The 15,287-nt window shown below is 62.6% G+C and carries 15 protein-coding genes; 11 read left to right on the forward strand and 4 right to left on the reverse strand.

The window, feature by feature from the left end:
* Positions 1–10: 10 nt before the first annotated feature.
* From ACIOAU_RS06680 to ACIOAU_RS06700, 5 genes are all read left to right on the forward strand, one after another.
* On the forward strand, positions 11–1,072 hold the full coding sequence (locus ACIOAU_RS06680) for an SDR family oxidoreductase (protein ID WP_181089525.1): 1,062 nt from the start codon (positions 11–13) through the stop codon (positions 1,070–1,072).
* 99 nt (positions 1,073–1,171) lie between these two features.
* Positions 1,172–1,327 (forward strand): DUF2986 domain-containing protein, encoded by a 156-nt coding sequence (locus ACIOAU_RS06685; RefSeq protein WP_101318684.1) that lies wholly within the window; start codon positions 1,172–1,174, stop codon positions 1,325–1,327.
* A 385-nt stretch (positions 1,328–1,712) separates the two neighbouring features.
* Complete coding sequence (locus ACIOAU_RS06690; protein ID WP_101318682.1) at positions 1,713–2,432, forward strand: gluconate 2-dehydrogenase subunit 3 family protein; 720 nt, start codon at positions 1,713–1,715, stop codon at positions 2,430–2,432.
* Between the two features lie 36 nt (positions 2,433–2,468).
* Positions 2,469–4,238, forward strand: coding sequence for a GMC family oxidoreductase (locus ACIOAU_RS06695; protein WP_150569511.1), 1,770 nt, complete (start codon positions 2,469–2,471; stop codon positions 4,236–4,238).
* Positions 4,239–4,249: 11 nt separating this feature from the next.
* Positions 4,250–5,566 (forward strand): c-type cytochrome, encoded by a 1,317-nt coding sequence (locus ACIOAU_RS06700; protein WP_401180819.1) that lies wholly within the window; start codon positions 4,250–4,252, stop codon positions 5,564–5,566.
* Positions 5,567–5,618: 52 nt separating this feature from the next.
* On the opposite strand, the gene ACIOAU_RS06705 is transcribed toward ACIOAU_RS06700, so the two are convergent.
* The 3 genes from ACIOAU_RS06705 to ACIOAU_RS06715 are packed head-to-tail and all read right to left on the reverse strand — an operon-like array spanning position 5,619 to position 7,626.
* Positions 5,619–5,936, reverse strand: a complete 318-nt coding sequence (locus ACIOAU_RS06705; protein ID WP_401180822.1) for a hypothetical protein — start codon at positions 5,934–5,936, stop codon at positions 5,619–5,621.
* Entirely contained in the window at positions 5,936–6,085 is a 150-nt protein-coding gene (locus ACIOAU_RS06710) for a hypothetical protein (RefSeq protein WP_181089522.1), read from the reverse strand. Before ACIOAU_RS06710 ends, ACIOAU_RS06705 begins: the two co-directional genes overlap by 1 nt.
* 59 nt (positions 6,086–6,144) lie before the next feature.
* A complete protein-coding gene (locus ACIOAU_RS06715; protein ID WP_101318674.1) occupies positions 6,145–7,626 on the reverse strand; it encodes a helix-turn-helix transcriptional regulator in 1,482 nt (493 codons plus the stop codon).
* Between the two features lie 231 nt (positions 7,627–7,857).
* Between ACIOAU_RS06715 and ACIOAU_RS06720 the strand changes: the two genes are divergently transcribed.
* The 5 genes from ACIOAU_RS06720 (at position 7,858) to ACIOAU_RS06740 (ending at position 13,489) form a co-directional block, all read left to right on the forward strand.
* Positions 7,858–8,847, forward strand: a complete 990-nt coding sequence (locus tag ACIOAU_RS06720) for a hypothetical protein (protein ID WP_401181115.1) — start codon at positions 7,858–7,860, stop codon at positions 8,845–8,847.
* 133 nt (positions 8,848–8,980) lie between these two features.
* Positions 8,981–9,160, forward strand: coding sequence for a CsbD family protein (locus ACIOAU_RS06725; protein ID WP_101318671.1), 180 nt, complete (start codon positions 8,981–8,983; stop codon positions 9,158–9,160).
* Positions 9,161–9,228: 68 nt separating this feature from the next.
* A complete protein-coding gene (locus ACIOAU_RS06730; RefSeq protein WP_401180827.1) occupies positions 9,229–9,999 on the forward strand; it encodes an SDR family NAD(P)-dependent oxidoreductase in 771 nt (256 codons plus the stop codon).
* A gap of 111 nt (positions 10,000–10,110) precedes the next feature.
* Positions 10,111–12,675: an EAL domain-containing protein gene (locus ACIOAU_RS06735; RefSeq protein WP_401180830.1), complete on the forward strand. Its 2,565-nt coding sequence runs from the start codon at positions 10,111–10,113 to the stop codon at positions 12,673–12,675.
* 121 nt (positions 12,676–12,796) lie between these two features.
* A complete protein-coding gene (locus ACIOAU_RS06740; protein WP_401180833.1) occupies positions 12,797–13,489 on the forward strand; it encodes a type 1 glutamine amidotransferase domain-containing protein in 693 nt (230 codons plus the stop codon).
* Between the two features lie 50 nt (positions 13,490–13,539).
* Here ACIOAU_RS06740 and ACIOAU_RS06745 read toward each other — a convergent pair whose 3' ends face one another.
* Positions 13,540–14,313 (reverse strand): IclR family transcriptional regulator C-terminal domain-containing protein, encoded by a 774-nt coding sequence (locus ACIOAU_RS06745; protein WP_101318663.1) that lies wholly within the window; start codon positions 14,311–14,313, stop codon positions 13,540–13,542.
* A 144-nt stretch (positions 14,314–14,457) separates the two neighbouring features.
* Between ACIOAU_RS06745 and ACIOAU_RS06750 the strand changes: the two genes are divergently transcribed.
* Positions 14,458–15,273, forward strand: a complete 816-nt coding sequence (locus ACIOAU_RS06750) for a shikimate dehydrogenase family protein (protein ID WP_401180836.1) — start codon at positions 14,458–14,460, stop codon at positions 15,271–15,273.
* Positions 15,274–15,287 lie beyond the last annotated feature (14 nt).

The raw sequence follows: 15,287 nt of genomic DNA on the forward strand, positions 1-15,287 counted from the left end.
GGAGAACATCATGACCCAGACAGCATTGGTAGTCGGCGCCAGCGGCATCGTCGGCAGCGCCATCACCCAGCTTTTGCTCGACAATCACTGGCAGGTGGCAGCGCTCTCGCGTACGCCAACGGCGGCGCCGGGGATCATCCCGGTGGCCGCAGACCTGCAAGACCCTGCCTCGCTGCAGGCGGCGCTGGCCGACCTCAAGCCTACCCACGTATTCATCACCACCTGGTCGCGCCAGGCCAGCGAAGCGGAAAACATCCGCGTCAATGGCGCCATGGTGCGCAATGTGCTCGCAGCGCTGCGCCCGGCAGGCAGCGTCAAACACGTCGCTCTGGTCACCGGCTTGAAACACTACCTTGGCCCCTTCGAGGCCTATGGCAAGGGCAGCCTGCCGCAGACGCCGTTTCGTGAGGAACAAGGCCGGCTGGATGTCGAGAACTTCTACTACGCCCAGGAAGACGAACTGTTTGCCGCTGCCGAGCGCGATGGTTTCACCTGGAGCGTCCACCGCCCACACACCGTCACCGGCGTGGCCGTCGGCAATGCGATGAACATGGCAACCACCCTCGCCGTATACGCCAGCATCTGCAAGCAAAGCGGCCGCCCGTTCGTGTTCCCCGGCTCGCGCGTGCAGTGGCAGAGCCTGACCGACATGACTGACGCCCGCCAGCTCGCGCAGCAGCAACTATGGGCGGCAACTACCCCTGAAGCCGCCAATCAGGCGTTCAACATCACCAATGGCGATGTGTTCCGCTGGCAGTGGATGTGGGGCCGGATCGCCAATTACTTCGGCCTCACACCCGCGCCCTTTCCCGAGTCGCCGGCGCCGCTGGAGGCGCAGATGGCCGATGACCAGGCGCTGTGGAGCCAGATCGTCGCCGAGCATGGCCTCAAGGAAGCCGACATCAGCCGCCTGGTCTCGCCCTGGCACACCGATGCCGACCTCGGCCGGCCGATCGAAGTCGTGACCGACATGACCAAGAGTCGGTTGCTGGGCTTCAGTGCCTATCAAGCAAGTGATCGGGCGTTTTTCGAGGTGTTTGATCAATTGCGAGAGGCACGTTTGATTCCCTGAGGTTTACGCTTCAGTCGCTCTGTGCGCCGGCCAGCCGGCGCACACGCGCGAGCTGAAATCGCGATATCATGCCGGCGTCCATTCGCAGGTAGAAAGCACATGAACCGCCAGAAAAAACTGCAACAGCTGTTCAAGGCCAAGGCGCAAAAAGCCAACGCCAAACTCGCCCCGAAAAAACCCAAGTACATCTGCAAGGCAGACCGTCTGAAAGCCGCTGCCGAAGCAGCTGAGGCCGCTGTATCCAGCCCTGAATAAAGCAGCCAGACAGCTCTCGCGACCGGCATGCATCACTCAGCTGGTGCATTGAAGGCCTGCGACGCTAGCGACATTGACATCCATCCAGAAATGTTTTGTAACAGACTCGGTAGCTTGCTATGCTTCTCGCTACCCGTGATGTCCAAATCAGGCCTAATGACGCCCTCGAGAGGGTCGTTCATTCAAGCCACGCGACTGCCAGGCTTCATACAAGAGCAGCGCCCAATTCAGTCTCCCCACACTTCGTAGAGCCGTTTTTGCTGTAGCGCCTGACCAGGCACACTGAAAGATAGCGCTATCTCATCTGAGACTATCGCGGCTCCTACAGGTAACGGATTACCGGATACATCTCGGGTTCCTCGTGAATAGTCATAGGTGAACCCGCATGCTGATTGCCACGCAAACATCGCGAAGAAAGTTTCTGCTGTCCTCGCTGATCGCCTTGCCCGCCATGGGCATCGCCCTCAACGGCCTGAGCGCCGCTGCCGCCGCCGAGCTCGCCGCGCCGAGCCTGGACAGCTACACGCCGATCTTTTTCACTGCAGCCGAATGGACCTTCATCCTGGCTGCCTGCGACCGCTTGATCCCTGCTGATGGCCGTGGCCCAGGTGCGCTGGAGACCAACGTGCCGATCTTCATCGACCAGCAACTGGCCGGTGACCTGGGTAGCGAGGTGTACCTTGAGGGCCCGTTCGACGTCAACGCGCCGGCCACCCTCGGCTACCAGCTGCCATTCACTCCGCAGCAGATCTACCGCCAGGGCATCGCCGCGCTCGAAGGCTGGTGCCAGGCCAAATACGGCCAGCACTTCGCCCTGCTGTCCCTGAGCGATCGCGAGCAGGTGCTCAAGCAGATGCAGAACGGCCAGGTCGACTTTGCCGCCCACGGCGAGCCTGTGCTCAAGGCCAAGCTGCTGTTCAGCGAACTGCTCAACATCACCCGCCAGGGCTGGCTTGCCGACCCGATCTACGGCGGCAACAAAGGCATGAAGGCGTGGATTGCGATCGGCTTCCCCGGCGCGCGTGCCAGCTACCTGGAATGGGTAGCCCAGCACAACGTCCCCTACCCGCTCGGCCCGGTCAGCCTGACCGGCCAGCGCGGTTGAACCCTTCGCCAAGCGACAGAGCATTCAAGGTTACCTATGCCAAACATTACCAATGACGAAGTCGATGTAGTCGTGGTCGGCCTCGGTTGGGCCGGCTCGCTGATGAGCATCGAGCTCGCCCAGGCCGGCCTCAAGGTGCGCGCCCTGGAACGTGGCGAAGACCGCAGCAATGCCGACTTCACCTACCCCAAGCCCGCCGACCAGTACGCTTACGGCGTGCGCAACAAGATCATGGTCACGCCCAAGGACGGCGCCCTCACCGTGCGCCACAACATGCAGAGCACCGCTCTGCCGACTCGCCAGTGGGGCGCATTCGTGCCTGGCACCGGCGTCGGCGGCTCGGGCCTGCACTGGACCGGCGTGCTGATTCGGCCAACGCCGACCGACATCAAGCTCAAGACCTACGCCGACCAGGCCTACAAACCCGGCGTGCTGGGTGAAGGTATGCAGATCCAGGACTACCCGTTCACCTGGGAAGAAATCGAGCCGTACCTGGATAAATTCGACAAGATCTGCGGCCTGTCGGGCAATACCGGCAACCTGCAGGGGCGCATCGTCGAAGGCGGCGACCCGTTCGAAGGGCCACGTTCGAGCCCCTTCCCGCTGCCGGCGCTGGAAGACACGCTGAACAACACGATGTTCGCCGAAGCCGCGCGCAAGCTGGGTTATCACCCGTTCCCCAACCCTTCGGCCAACGTTTCGCGCGCCTGGAAAAACCCCTACGGCAACCAGATCGCGCCGTGCAACTACTGCGGTTATTGCAGCAAGTACCCGTGCCTGAACTACTCCAAGGCCTCGCCGCAAACCGCGGTGATGGACTCTCTCAAGCGCATGGACAACTTCGATTACCGCACCAACGCCAACGTCCTGCGGGTTGAGCTGCACGCCGACGGCAAGACTGCCAAGGGCGTGACCTATGCCGATGGCCAGGGCAACGAAGTGTTCCAGCCGGCCAAGATCGTCGTACTGGCGGGCTTCCAGTTCGTCAACGTGCGCCTGATGCTGCTGTCGGGCATCGGCCAGCCGTACAGCCCGCTGACCGGCAAGGGCACCATCGGCCGCAACTATGCCTTCCTCAGCGTTGGCGGCAGCACCCTGTTCTTCAAGGACAAGACCTTCAACCCGTTCGCCACCGCCGGCGCCACCGGGCAGATGTTCAACGACATCTCGCCAGGCAACTTCGACGGCCCGGCACTGGGCGTGATCGGCGGCGCCAAGATCCACAGCTCGCAGGCCACCGGGACGCCGATCGGCACCGCCCTGCCCGCCGGCACCCCTGAGTGGGGCCAGGGCTGGAAAGAGGGCATGCAGGACTGGTACGGCCATTCGATGAAGGTCAGCATCTCTACCGGCTGCATGTCCTATCGCGAGCACTACTTGGACCTCGACCCGACCTACAAGGACCCGTGGGGCCAGCCGCTGTTGCGGATCACCTTCGACTGGAAGCCCAACGAGCTGAAACTGCAGCAGCACCTGCGTGGCATCGTTGGCGACATCACCAAGGAGCTCAACCCCGACAGCGTCAGCGAAAGCTACCTGGACATGGATTCGCACTGGGACATCACCAAGTACGTCTCCACCCACAACGTCGGCGGCGCGATCATGGGCGACTCGCCCGAGACCAGCGCGCTCAACCGCTATCTGCAGAGCTGGGACGTGCACAACGTATTCGTCCCCGGCGGCAACGCCTTCCCGCAGAACTTCCAGGCCAACCCGACCGCGCTGATCGGCGCGCTGACCCTGTTCGCCGCCCAGGCGATCAAGGACCAGTACCTGAAAAACCCTGGCCCGCTGGTGCAGGCATGAGGAGCGCTTCGATGAAATCGACCCTGATCCGTCTGCTCCTGCTCGCGGCCCTGCTGGCATTGCTGGCCTGGGCCGTGAGCCTGTGGCTGAACCGCTCCGGCGACGCCAGCGCGCAGATGCCACAGCCGATCACCGAACAGTTGATCGACAAGGGCGCCTACCTGGCCCGGGTCGGCGACTGCGTGGCCTGCCACACCAGCCACGATGGCGGCAAGGCGTTCGCCGGGGGCCTGGGCATTGCCTCGCCAATCGGCACCATCTACTCCACCAACATCACCCCCGACCACAAGACCGGTATCGGCGCCTGGAGCTACGGTGAGTTCGAACGGGCCATGCGCCGCGGTATCGGCCATGACGGCAGCGCGCTGTATCCGGCGATGCCCTACCCGTCCTATGCCAAGGTCAGCGATGCCGACCTGCAGGCGCTGTATGCCTACTTCATGAAGGGTGTGGCGCCGGTGGAACAGGCCAACAAAACCAATGGCATTGCCTGGCCGCTGTCGATCCGTTGGCCGCTGGCGTACTGGCGCGCGCTGTTCTCGCCTACGCCCGAAGCGGCTGCGGCCGACGCCGTGAGCATCGACAATGCCCAACTACAGCGCGGCGCCTACCTGGTTCAAGGCCTTGGCCACTGTGGCTCATGCCACACGCCACGGGCGCTGACCATGCAGGAGCAAGGGCTGGACGAGCGCACTGGCAGCTATCTCAGCGGCACTGAGCTCAATGGCTGGGCGGTACCGGCGCTGCGCGGCATGCCGCACTGGAGCCAGCAGCAGATCGTTGACTACCTGGGCACCGGGCGCAACAGCATCGCCGCTGTGGCGGGCGAGATGAAGGATGTGGTCGCCAACAGTACCTCGCACATGAGCAACGAAGACCTGCTGGCGATGGCCGCCTACCTCAAATCGCTGGAGGCCACCGGTAAAGGTGAGTATCAGCACGCCCCGCAGCGCAGCCAGGCCACCATCGCCAAACTGACGGCGGCCAAGGACCTGGATCTGGGTCAGCGGCTGTACCTGGACAACTGTGGCGCGTGTCACTTTGTCACCGGCCAGGGCGCCGAGCAGGTATTCCCGCGGCTTGACGGTGCTTCGGTGGTCAATGCCGAGAACCCGTCGGCGCTGATCCAGGTAATCCTCGCGGGTGCCATGACGCCATCCACCGAACGTGCCCCTTCGGTGCTGCCGATGCCCGGCTTTGCCGAGCGCATGGACGATGCTGAAGTGGCCGCGCTGGCGAGCTTCCTGCGCCATGGCTGGTCGAACCAGGCCTCGAAGGTGACTGCGGCACAGGTCCGTGAAGTACGCGCCGCGCTCCAGCATCACTGAGGTGCCATAGCGCAATTGTCGCGGGCCGTCCTGGCCCGCGATAGCCGCTTGCTCAGGTCTGCAAACGCTCATACCACTGCGCATAGGGCGTATTCCGGACCTTGTGCCGATTGAAGTCGGCACTGCCATCGTCCCACCACACCGGGCCGCGTTCGCCCAGGGCTACCTTGGCCGCCTGCACGCCTGCTCTAGCCTCGCGCAACGCCTCTGCATCCACACGGCCCTTGGCCGCTTTCACAGCCCGTCGAGCAGTCATCAGCTCATTCACCAAGCGTTGCCGCTCTGGCTCGGCCAGGCTGGGATTGGAGCAGCGCCAGAGCACCCCATCGATCACGAAATAACGACCGTCAGGTGTGGTTGGCGCGGCCATCAGTCGGCCTCTTCTGGCTCGACCGGATCGATATCTTCCTCTTCCTCAACCACCTCGGTGTGGCCATGGTTGGCAGGCTTTTGCGGGTCGTTGATGAACGGCACGCCGCTGGGCCCCTGTTCTTCCAAACCTTCCGTTGCTGGGTTCATCGTCAGTACCTCTCCAGTGATCAATGCGTACCGCTAGAGACCCGCGCGCCGGCCAACGTTCAACCCTGGCGCACGAACAGGCGCCGGTCGCGAGCCCAGACAATGGCCTCGCTGCGGCTGTGCACATCGAGCTTGGAGTACACCGTCGCCACGTGGTTACGCACGGTGTTGGGCGCCAGCTTGAGCCGCGCGGCGATTTCCTTGTCAGCCAGGCCTTCGCAGATCAGGCCCAGCACTTCGCGCTCGCGCGCGGTCAGGTCGGTCACTGACGCCGGCGGGAACTGGCGGGTGTTGAGGTTCTTGGCGTTGGCCAGTTTTTCGATCAGGGTCTGGCTGAACCAGGACGCATCGTGCATCACCGCCTCAATGGCTTCCACCAGCTCAAGCTCGGAGCGTTTGCGCTCGGTGATGTCCATCACCACCAGCAGGTAGCACGGCGAGTCCTGCAGGCTGACGGTGTCGGCGGCGAGCACGCAGTCGATGATCTCGCCGCCCTTCTTGCGCAACTTCAAGTCCAGGCCCTCGATGCGTCCGGACTTTTCCAGCAGGTCGAACAGCTGAGTGCTCACCTCGCGGCCTTCGACCACATCCAGCTCATCAACGGTACGGCCGATCAGCTCCTGCGCGGTGTAGCCCAGGGTCGCCAGGAACGCCTCGTTGGCGTCCACCACCTGCTGGCGGTCAGCACTGCACACCAGGGTCGGCACCGGGTTCAGCCGAAACGCCTTGGCGAAGCGCTCTTCACTCTGGCGCAACGCGGTTTCGGCCTTGCGCCGTGGCTCAAGGTCGGTAAAGGAAAACAGCATGCAGTCTTCTTCATGCATGTCCAGTGGCTGGCCGGCAACGATCACCAGCTTGCTGCCGCCTTCAGGCAGGCGCAATTCGGCCTGCATCTGCGGGATAGTACCGCCGCTGGTCAAGCGTTCGATGGCAAGGTCCTTGCGCTCGGCGTTTTCCAGCACGTCGACCTCGTACACCGAGCGGCCGATGACGTTCTCCCGGGTGTGCCCGGTCATCTCCAGAAAGCCCTGGTTGACCTTGATGAAACGCAGGTCGCTCAAGCGGCAGATCACCGCCGGTGCCGGGTTGGCGTTGAAGGTCTTCTCGAAGCGTTGCTCGGCACTCGCCCACTGGGTGGCATCGGCGATGATCAGCACCAGGGACTCCGGGGCGCCCTTGCTGTCTTCCAGGACCATACTGCGGATGCGCTGCACGCGCATGCGCTCTTCTTCATCGCCTATCCGCAGCACCTCGACCAGCACATCACTGAACACGTCACCGGCCGCGACCCGGCTGATCGGGTATTGCTCGGGCTCCAGCGGGTGGTTGTTGCGATAGCGCAAGGCAAACCGCTCGCGGTACTCCTCTGCGTTGGCGCCCAGCTCGCTGATCTCGCTGACACCGTGCATCTGCAGGGCAGCTTCGTTGGCCCAGAGGATGGTCTGATCGACCTCGACCAGGATCACCCCATCGGACAACCCGGAGATGATCTGCTGCAACTGGCGGCGGTTGGTTTCTCGGGCAAGCACAGCGTCGCTCATGGGTCGATCTCCAGTGGGTCAAGGCGCACCCGGGTTAGAAGCACGCCGTGGCAAAAGGTGCCCGCCCAGCTTAGTGCATCGCCTGCCCGTGCAGATTAGTGCGAATGCACCAGATCGGGGGGTGCAGATGCGTCATTACAGGCCCTGGACGCCTGGGCAAACTCAAATCACGGTCCACCCACGGGTGACTGAACTGGAATCTGCCTTGCTGAGGATGCATAGATGACTGACATGACTGACGCGTACGCAACCACTACCGCAGTGCCTGCCCAGCCATTGCGGGTATCGTGGAGCTCGGTGTTCGCCGGTGGTGCAATTGCCCTGGTGACTTATCTGCTGTTGAGCGTGCTCGGTACCGCGATCGGTGCTGGCGCGGTTGATCCGCTCGAAGCCGGCAACCCGCTGCGCGGATTCGGCACCGGTGCCGGTATCTGGTTGTTCGCCAGCACCCTGCTTGCAGTAGCTGCTGGTGCGTGGGTGGCAGGCCGCACTGCCCCCACTCGCGGTGGCCTGCATGGCCTGTTGAGCTGGACCATCACCACCCTGCTCACCACCTGGCTGCTGGCCTCGCTGGCCACCGGTGTGGTCGGCACCGCCGGCAATATCGCGGGCAAAGGCTTGTCGCTGGCCGCTGATGGCGTAGCCGCAGCAGCGCCGGGGGTTGGCCAGAGCATCAAGCAGCAGCTCGACAAGAACGGTATCAGCCTGGACTGGGACAGCCTCAAGGCTGAGCTGGACAAAACCCTGCAACAGTCCGGCAAAGCAGGCCTGGCGCCGAATAATGTTGACCAAAGCGCTGCCCAGGTGAGCGCCGAGACCGAACAGGCTGCGACCACCGTCGCCAATGACCCGACTCAAGCCATGGAGCAACTGCAGCAGTGGTTCGACCGCATCAAGCAGGCTGGCGACCCAGCGCTGAGCGCCGCTGACAAGGATGCACTGGTCAACATCGTGGCTGCTCGGACCGGCAAGAGCCGCGAAGAAGCCCAGCAGGTCGTCGACAACTACGCCCGTGCTTACCAGCAGGCTGCAGAGAAAGTCGAAGCCCTCAAGCAACAGGCTGAGCAGCAAGCCCGCGAAGCAGCTGACGTAGCCGCCAAGAACCTGTCCAAAGCAGCCTGGGGCACCTTGATCACCCTGCTTATCAGCGGCGCACTGAGCTTTGCTATCGGTCGCTTTGCGCTGACCAGCCGTAACCGCCAGATCGCAACGCTGCACTGATTAGTTGATGGCAATGAAAGCGAAGAAGATGAAACCGAATTTATTTTCGCCAGGAGGTGCAACTGTTGAAAGTGGCAAGCGGTCATTAAAGATGTCGACGACACACACATACTATTGAGCTAGGAGAACGTCCATGAGCGGTACTTCTGACAAAATCAAAGGCATGGCCAACGAAGCTGTTGGTAAAGTAAAACAAGCCGTTGGCAAGGCCACCGACAACACTGAACTGGAAGTCAAAGGCAAGGTTCAGGAGAAGAAAGGTGAAGCTCAGCAAGTGGTAGGCGATGTGAAGAACACAGTGGACAAACACTGATAGTGTCGCGATCGTAACCCAGAACGGTCGTCCTCGGACGGCCGTTTTTTGCGTTTCCGAGGTAGTCGATGAAACTGATTCCCGCGCTCGCTGCCCCTGCCAATGCACTGATCTGCGGCGCCAGCCAAGGCATTGGCCTGGCTCTGTGTCAAAGCCTGCTCGCCCACCCTGACGTCGAGCGGGTATACGCAGTAGCGCGGCACGCCAGTACCAGCGCTGAGCTGGAAGCATTGGCCCAGGACCATGGCCAACGCCTGCTGCGGTTTGACTGCGATGCCCGCGATGAGCAAGTGCTGGCGCAGTTGGCGCGCGAAGTTGGCGCGAGCTGCCAACACTTGCACCTGGTGATCAGCACTCTGGGTATTCTTCAGCAGGACGGCGCCCGCGCCGAAAAGAGCCTGGCGCAACTCGACCTCAGCGGCCTGCAAGCCACTTTCGCGACCAATGCCTTTGCTCCAGTGCTGCTGCTCAAGCACTTGCTGCCACTGCTGCGCAGGCAACCGACAACCTTCGTTGCGCTGTCGGCACGGGTCGGTTCGATCGACGACAACCAGCTTGGCGGCTGGTACAGCTACCGCGCCAGCAAAGCCGCCCTTAATCAATTGCTGCGCACCGCCAGCATCGAACTGCGCCGAGTCAACCCGGCATCCACCATATTGCTGGTGCACCCTGGCACCACTGACACACAGCTGTCCCGGCCGTTTCAGGCCAATGTACCCGCCGAGCAGCTATTCACCACTGCGTTTGCCGCCAAGTGCATCCTCGAGCTGGCACGCCAGCATGGGCCCGAGCAGAGCGGTAGTTTCTGGGCCTGGGATGGCAAGCCGATCAGTTGGTAAGTCATGAACGGCGCCAACCGATAGACAGTTCATCGGGAACTGCCCGCCACTCCTCATCCTCGAGTTCACGCAGCCGATAACCTCCATGAGCCCTTTCGAGCAGCGCAATCCATGTCCAACAGCTCTTCCAATGCTGTCAGCCCTTCCAGCGTACGGTTGGCCAGTGCGCCACTTTTCAAATTTGTTGCGCTGCTCGCTGGCGTGTTTTTGCTCGCCGCCATTTCGCTGGTCTATCTGGCGCAGGATCTCGACCGCACTGAGCAGGAAAAAAATGCCTTCTACGTGCGCAAGGCGGTGCAGTCGCTGGAAAAATCCTTGGCCGTAACGGTTCAGGATTATGCCTTCTGGGGCGATGCCTACCGCCATTTGCACGCCGAGGTCGACACCGACTGGGCCTACATCAATCAGAATATCGGCCCGACGCTGTACGACGACTTCGGCTTTCAGGGGCTGTTCGTGGTCGATGACCAGAACCGCACGGTGTATTCGGTAATCGATGGCAAACAGCGCAGTGAAGAAGCCAGCGACTGGCTGCGTCAGCCCATTGCCGGCATCGCCGACGCGGCCCGGGCCGGTGCCGAGGCGCAAACCTCCGTTACCCGCTATATCAATATTGGCGGTGCGCCTGCAGTGATTGCCGCAGCGGCCATCACCCCAGGCACCGATCCCACCGTCACGCCAGACAACCGAGCACACTCGGTGCTGATCTTTGTCGATGTGTTGGACCCGAAAAAACTGGCTGCCCTGGGTACCGACTTCGGTGTAGCTCAGCTGCGTGTAGCAAGCCATGGCCAGCATTCCGTTGATAGCGTAGTAACGCTGGCCGATGACGGCGGCACCCTGCAATGGACCCCAGCTCAGCCGGGTTGGCGCCTGCTGGCCGGTGGCCTGCCGCTGATCGGCCTGGCCGCTTTGCTGGTGGCGCTGATGACCTGGGTGATCCTGCGCCGCACCACCGCAGCCGCCCAGGCGCTGGACGCCAGCTTTGCCTCGTTGCAACACAGCCAGGCTGCCTTGGCCACCAGCGAAGCGCGCTTTCGCGATGTTGCCGAAGCCAGCTCCGACTGGATCTGGGAGGTCGACGCGGCCCTGCGCTTCACTTACCTGTCGGAGCGCTTTCAGTGCGTGACTGGACTGTCCAGCGACACTTGGCTAGGCGCCCACATCGACGATCTGCTGACCACCGAAATGGGTCTGCTATCGCAGTGGCTGAGCATTCCCAACCGCCGCCCCGAGATCAGTGTGCAATGCCGCTACCTGGATGCCCGCGGGCAAGCACGGATCACCCGCCTGTCAGCACGCACCTTGCCCGACGGCGGCGTGCGCGGCACCGCTACCGATGTCACCGAAGAAGTCGAAGCGCGCCGGCGCATCGAGTTCCTGTCTCAGCACGATGCCCTGACTGGCCTACCCAACCGCACCCGCCTGCAGGCCTTCCTCGACGGCAAACTGAAGGCCCAGCCCACTGTCGAGCAGCCGCTGGTAATGCTCTGCCTGGACCTGGACCGCTTCAAACCGGTGAACGACCTGCTCGGCCATGCCGCCGGTGATCGGGTACTCAATGAAGTGTCCAGCCGCCTGGCCGATTGCGTACGGCATGCCGACCTGGTAGCGCGGGTGGGCGGCGACGAATTCGTCCTGATCGTGACCGATGTCAGTTCTCAGGAAGAGGTCGAAACCCTGTGCCGGCGGCTGATCGCCTCCATCGAAATGCCGATCGCGATCGAAGACCAGGAGGTGTTCATCAGTGCTAGCATCGGCATTGCCATGGCCCCGCACGATGCCTGCGAGGCGACCGCACTGCTGCGCTATGCCGACATCGCCCTGTATGAAGCCAAGAGCGGCGGGCGCAACACCTGGCGCTTCTATGCCGGCGACATGAACGCGCGGATCATCGAGCGCAGACGCCTGGAAAGCGACCTGCGCCAGGCGATCAAGAACGGCGAGCTGGAGCTGCACTTCCAGCCCCGCTACCGCATCGCCGACGGCCAGATGGTCGGCGCCGAAGCTCTGGTGCGCTGGCAGCATCCGCTGCGCGGACAGATCGCACCGGATGTGTTCGTGCCGATTGCCGAAGAGTCCGGGTTGATTCTGGCATTGAGCAACTGGGTGCTCGAACAGGCCTGCCGCAATGCCGCCAACTGGCCCGCGCAGCTGTTTGTATCGGTCAACCTGTCGCCATCCGAATTCAAACGCGGCAACCTGATCGAGCGGATCCAGCATGTGCTGAGCGCCAGCAACATCGCCCCTGCTCGGCTTGAGCTGGAAATCACCGAAGGGGTCATGCTCGACGATGCTGCGGGTGCGCTAGAGATCATGCGCACGCTTAAACGCTTGGGCGTGCGCATCGCCCTTGATGATTTTGGAACGGGTTATTCGTCGTTGAGCTACCTGCGCGCGTTTCCGTTCGATGGCTTGAAGATCGACCGAAGCTTTCTTAGTCGGTTGGACCAGAGCAGCAACAACGAAAGTGATCAGGCGATCATTCAGGCCATCGTTGGCTTGGGCCGGGCGTTGTCTCTCACGGTTACCGCTGAAGGCGTGGAAACTACGGATCACCTGAAACTGCTGCAGGCGGTGGCGTGTGATGAAGGTCAAGGGTATTACTTGAGTCGGCCGTTGGGCAGTGATGCGTTCAGGGCTTTGTCTGCGATTGCCGGTGGGGTGGATGCTTGAGGTTGGCTCGCAGCGCCTCCCAGCTGTTTCTGGGCTCATGGCCGGAATCGTTGAACGTCTGCGCCAGCCAAGCCTCTGAAATAAACGCACCTACACATCCAGCTCTGGAGGACAGCCTCACATGAAGATTCTGATGGTCCTGACATCCCACGGCCAACTCGGCGACACCGGCAAGAAAACCGGCTTCTGGCTGGAAGAGTTCGCCGCCCCTTATTACACCTTCATCGACGCCCAGGCCGAGGTCACCCTCGCCTCGCCCAAAGGCGGCCAGCCGCCACTGGACCCGAAAAGCGATGAACCCGACGCACAAACCGAAGCCACCCGCCGCTTCGCCGCTGACAGCAAAGCGCAAGCGCTACTCGCCGACACCCTGCCGCTGGGCGAGATCGACCCGTACGACTTCGATGCAGTGTTCTACCCAGGCGGCCACGGCCCACTGTGGGACCTGGCCGAAGACGTCGACTCGAAAACCCTGATCGAGGCCTTCTACGCCTCGAACAAACCGGTAGCCGCCGTGTGTCATGCCCCAGGCGTGCTGAAAAACGTCAACGCAGCTGATGGCAGCCCGGTCGTCCAGGGCAAGCGCGTAACCGGCTTCACCAACTCCGAGGAAGAAGCCGTCGGCCTGACCAAGGTGGTGCCGTTTCTGGTCGAAGACATGCTCAAGGGCAAAGGCGGCAACTACTCCAAAGCCGCCGACTGGGCCAGTTACGTGGTCGAGGACGGCAACCTGATCACCGGCCAGAACCCGGCATCGTCGGAAGCGACGGCAGAGGCGCTGCTGGCGCGACTGCGCCAGGAACAGGCTGACTGAGCCAAACGTTCGCCGCTATCGCTCAGGCGCTGGCGGCGAACTACCCTCAGCTACAAGGTCATGATCGGCCGCAACAACGCCTGGCCCTCGTACAACGCCGACAAATAGCGTTCGCGCATCTGCTCGGTGGTCATTCGCGAGGCATGGGTGGTGATGGTCAGGACCGCCTGCAACCGCCCTTCCCGATCGATCAGCGGCACGCTCAGCACGCGCATCCCCACCTCGTATTCCTGATCCAGCAACACATACCCGCGCTCGCGTGCCAGGTTGATCTGGGCGCGCACCTCTGTCTCGTCGATCAAGGTATACGGGGTAATCGCCCGCAGCGGGTTACGCGCAAAATAGCCCGCCAGCGCTTCTTCATCGAGGCTCGCCAGCCATAGCCGACCGCTGCCGGTGCAGTACATCGGCACCCGCGAGCCTGGACGGATCGACAGCGACGCGATGTGGCTGTAGCGGCTGCGTACGATATGCACGATGTCGTCGCCATCACGCACCCCGACCGAAACATGCTCCTGAGTGGTTCGCGCGACCTGCTCGACGATCGGCCGCAGCATGCGCGGCAAAACCGCCGAATCGACGTAGGCCTGGCCGATGCGCAGGGCTTTGGCAGTCAGCCAGTAATAGCGGCCATCGGTTTGCGCATAGTCGTCATGCACCAGGGTCAGCAGGAAGCGCCGGGCGGCGCTATGGGTCATGTCGGCGAGCCGCGCCGCCTCGGGCACGCTCAGGCGCGGGTGGTCCTGGGAAAACAACTGCATCAGTGCCAGGCCTTTTTGCAGCCCGACGATCAGATCGCGCGAATGGATAGTGGGCTGCTTCATGGCGCCTGCGCTCATTAAAGGGATGAGTGCGATTATCGCATCGACAGCGCGATTATCAACCGATCTGGCGTTCACCTTGATTGTTGCTGCAAACCGCAGCTCGCACTATCGGCTCACAACAAAGCCAACCAGCGAGTGCTGCATATGATCAAGGGATCGACCCAACTGGTCGCCATCGTCGGCTCACCTATTGCCCAGGTGAAGTCACCGGAAAACTTCAATCGCTGGTTCGCCGAGCAAGGTCAGGACACCGCCATGCTCGCCATCGGCCTGCAGCACACGGCCCTTGATGGCTTTGTGACGATGCTGCGCGGCTGGCACAACCTGCGCGGATGCGTGGTCACCGTGCCCTACAAGCAGCAGCTGGCCAGCCGCCTGGACGGCCTCAGCGAACGCTCCCAGGCGCTGGGCACGGTCAATGTGATTCGCCGTGAAGCCGATGGCCGTTTACTCGGCGACATCGTCGATGGCGAGGGCTTTCTCAATGCCGCGCGCAAGCAGGGCTTCGATCCGCGCGATAAAAACGCACTGGTGATCGGCACTGGTGGCGTTGGCAGCGCCATCGCCTATTCGCTGTGCCAGGCCGGACTGATCCGGTTGGCCATCAGCGACCTCGACGGCCGGCGTGTCGAAGCGCTGGCTGAGCTGCTGCGCACCTCCTTCCCGCATATCGCCATCAGCGCCAGCCCCGCCTCGCTGGCCGAATTCGATCTGGTGGTCAACGCCTCGCCGGTGGGCATGGGCGCTACTGGCGACGGGCCGATGCCACTGCCGGTCGCGCTGATGCAGACCCTGCGCGACAGCACCCTGGTTGCCGACGTAGTCACGGCGCCGGCGCTCACGCCGTTCCTGTCGTTTGCCCGGGGCATGGGCTGCGCCATCCAGACCGGCCCGGAGATGGCGCTGGCGCAGTTGGGCAATCTCGGCCATTTCATGGGCGTGACTCCGCTGGATATCTGACCCGCAGGGTCAAT

The organism is Pseudomonas sp. NPDC088322 (assembly GCF_044740745.1).
GTDB lineage: Bacteria > Pseudomonadota > Gammaproteobacteria > Pseudomonadales > Pseudomonadaceae > Aquipseudomonas > Aquipseudomonas shirazensis.

Excerpts from the sequence above, each read along its gene's own strand:
- ACIOAU_RS06725 (WP_101318671.1), top strand. The coding sequence starts at position 8,981 with ATGAGCGGTACTTCTGACAAAATCAAAGGCATGGCCAACGAAGCTGTT.
- ACIOAU_RS06690 (WP_101318682.1), top strand. The coding sequence starts at position 1,713 with ATGCTGATTGCCACGCAAACATCGCGAAGAAAGTTTCTGCTGTCCTCG.
- ACIOAU_RS06710 (WP_181089522.1), bottom strand. The coding sequence starts at position 6,085 with ATGAACCCAGCAACGGAAGGTTTGGAAGAACAGGGGCCCAGCGGCGTG.
- ACIOAU_RS06705 (WP_401180822.1), bottom strand. The coding sequence starts at position 5,936 with ATGGCCGCGCCAACCACACCTGACGGTCGTTATTTCGTGATCGATGGG.
- ACIOAU_RS06735 (WP_401180830.1), top strand. The coding sequence starts at position 10,111 with ATGTCCAACAGCTCTTCCAATGCTGTCAGCCCTTCCAGCGTACGGTTG.
- ACIOAU_RS06730 (WP_401180827.1), top strand. The coding sequence starts at position 9,229 with ATGAAACTGATTCCCGCGCTCGCTGCCCCTGCCAATGCACTGATCTGC.
- ACIOAU_RS06685 (WP_101318684.1), top strand. The coding sequence starts at position 1,172 with ATGAACCGCCAGAAAAAACTGCAACAGCTGTTCAAGGCCAAGGCGCAA.
- ACIOAU_RS06715 (WP_101318674.1), bottom strand. The coding sequence starts at position 7,626 with ATGAGCGACGCTGTGCTTGCCCGAGAAACCAACCGCCGCCAGTTGCAG.
- ACIOAU_RS06745 (WP_101318663.1), bottom strand. The coding sequence starts at position 14,313 with ATGAAGCAGCCCACTATCCATTCGCGCGATCTGATCGTCGGGCTGCAA.
- ACIOAU_RS06740 (WP_401180833.1), top strand. The coding sequence starts at position 12,797 with ATGAAGATTCTGATGGTCCTGACATCCCACGGCCAACTCGGCGACACC.
- ACIOAU_RS06695 (WP_150569511.1), top strand. The coding sequence starts at position 2,469 with ATGCCAAACATTACCAATGACGAAGTCGATGTAGTCGTGGTCGGCCTC.
- ACIOAU_RS06720 (WP_401181115.1), top strand. The coding sequence starts at position 7,858 with ATGACTGACGCGTACGCAACCACTACCGCAGTGCCTGCCCAGCCATTG.
- ACIOAU_RS06680 (WP_181089525.1), top strand. The coding sequence starts at position 11 with ATGACCCAGACAGCATTGGTAGTCGGCGCCAGCGGCATCGTCGGCAGC.
- ACIOAU_RS06700 (WP_401180819.1), top strand. The coding sequence starts at position 4,250 with ATGAAATCGACCCTGATCCGTCTGCTCCTGCTCGCGGCCCTGCTGGCA.
- ACIOAU_RS06750 (WP_401180836.1), top strand. The coding sequence starts at position 14,458 with ATGATCAAGGGATCGACCCAACTGGTCGCCATCGTCGGCTCACCTATT.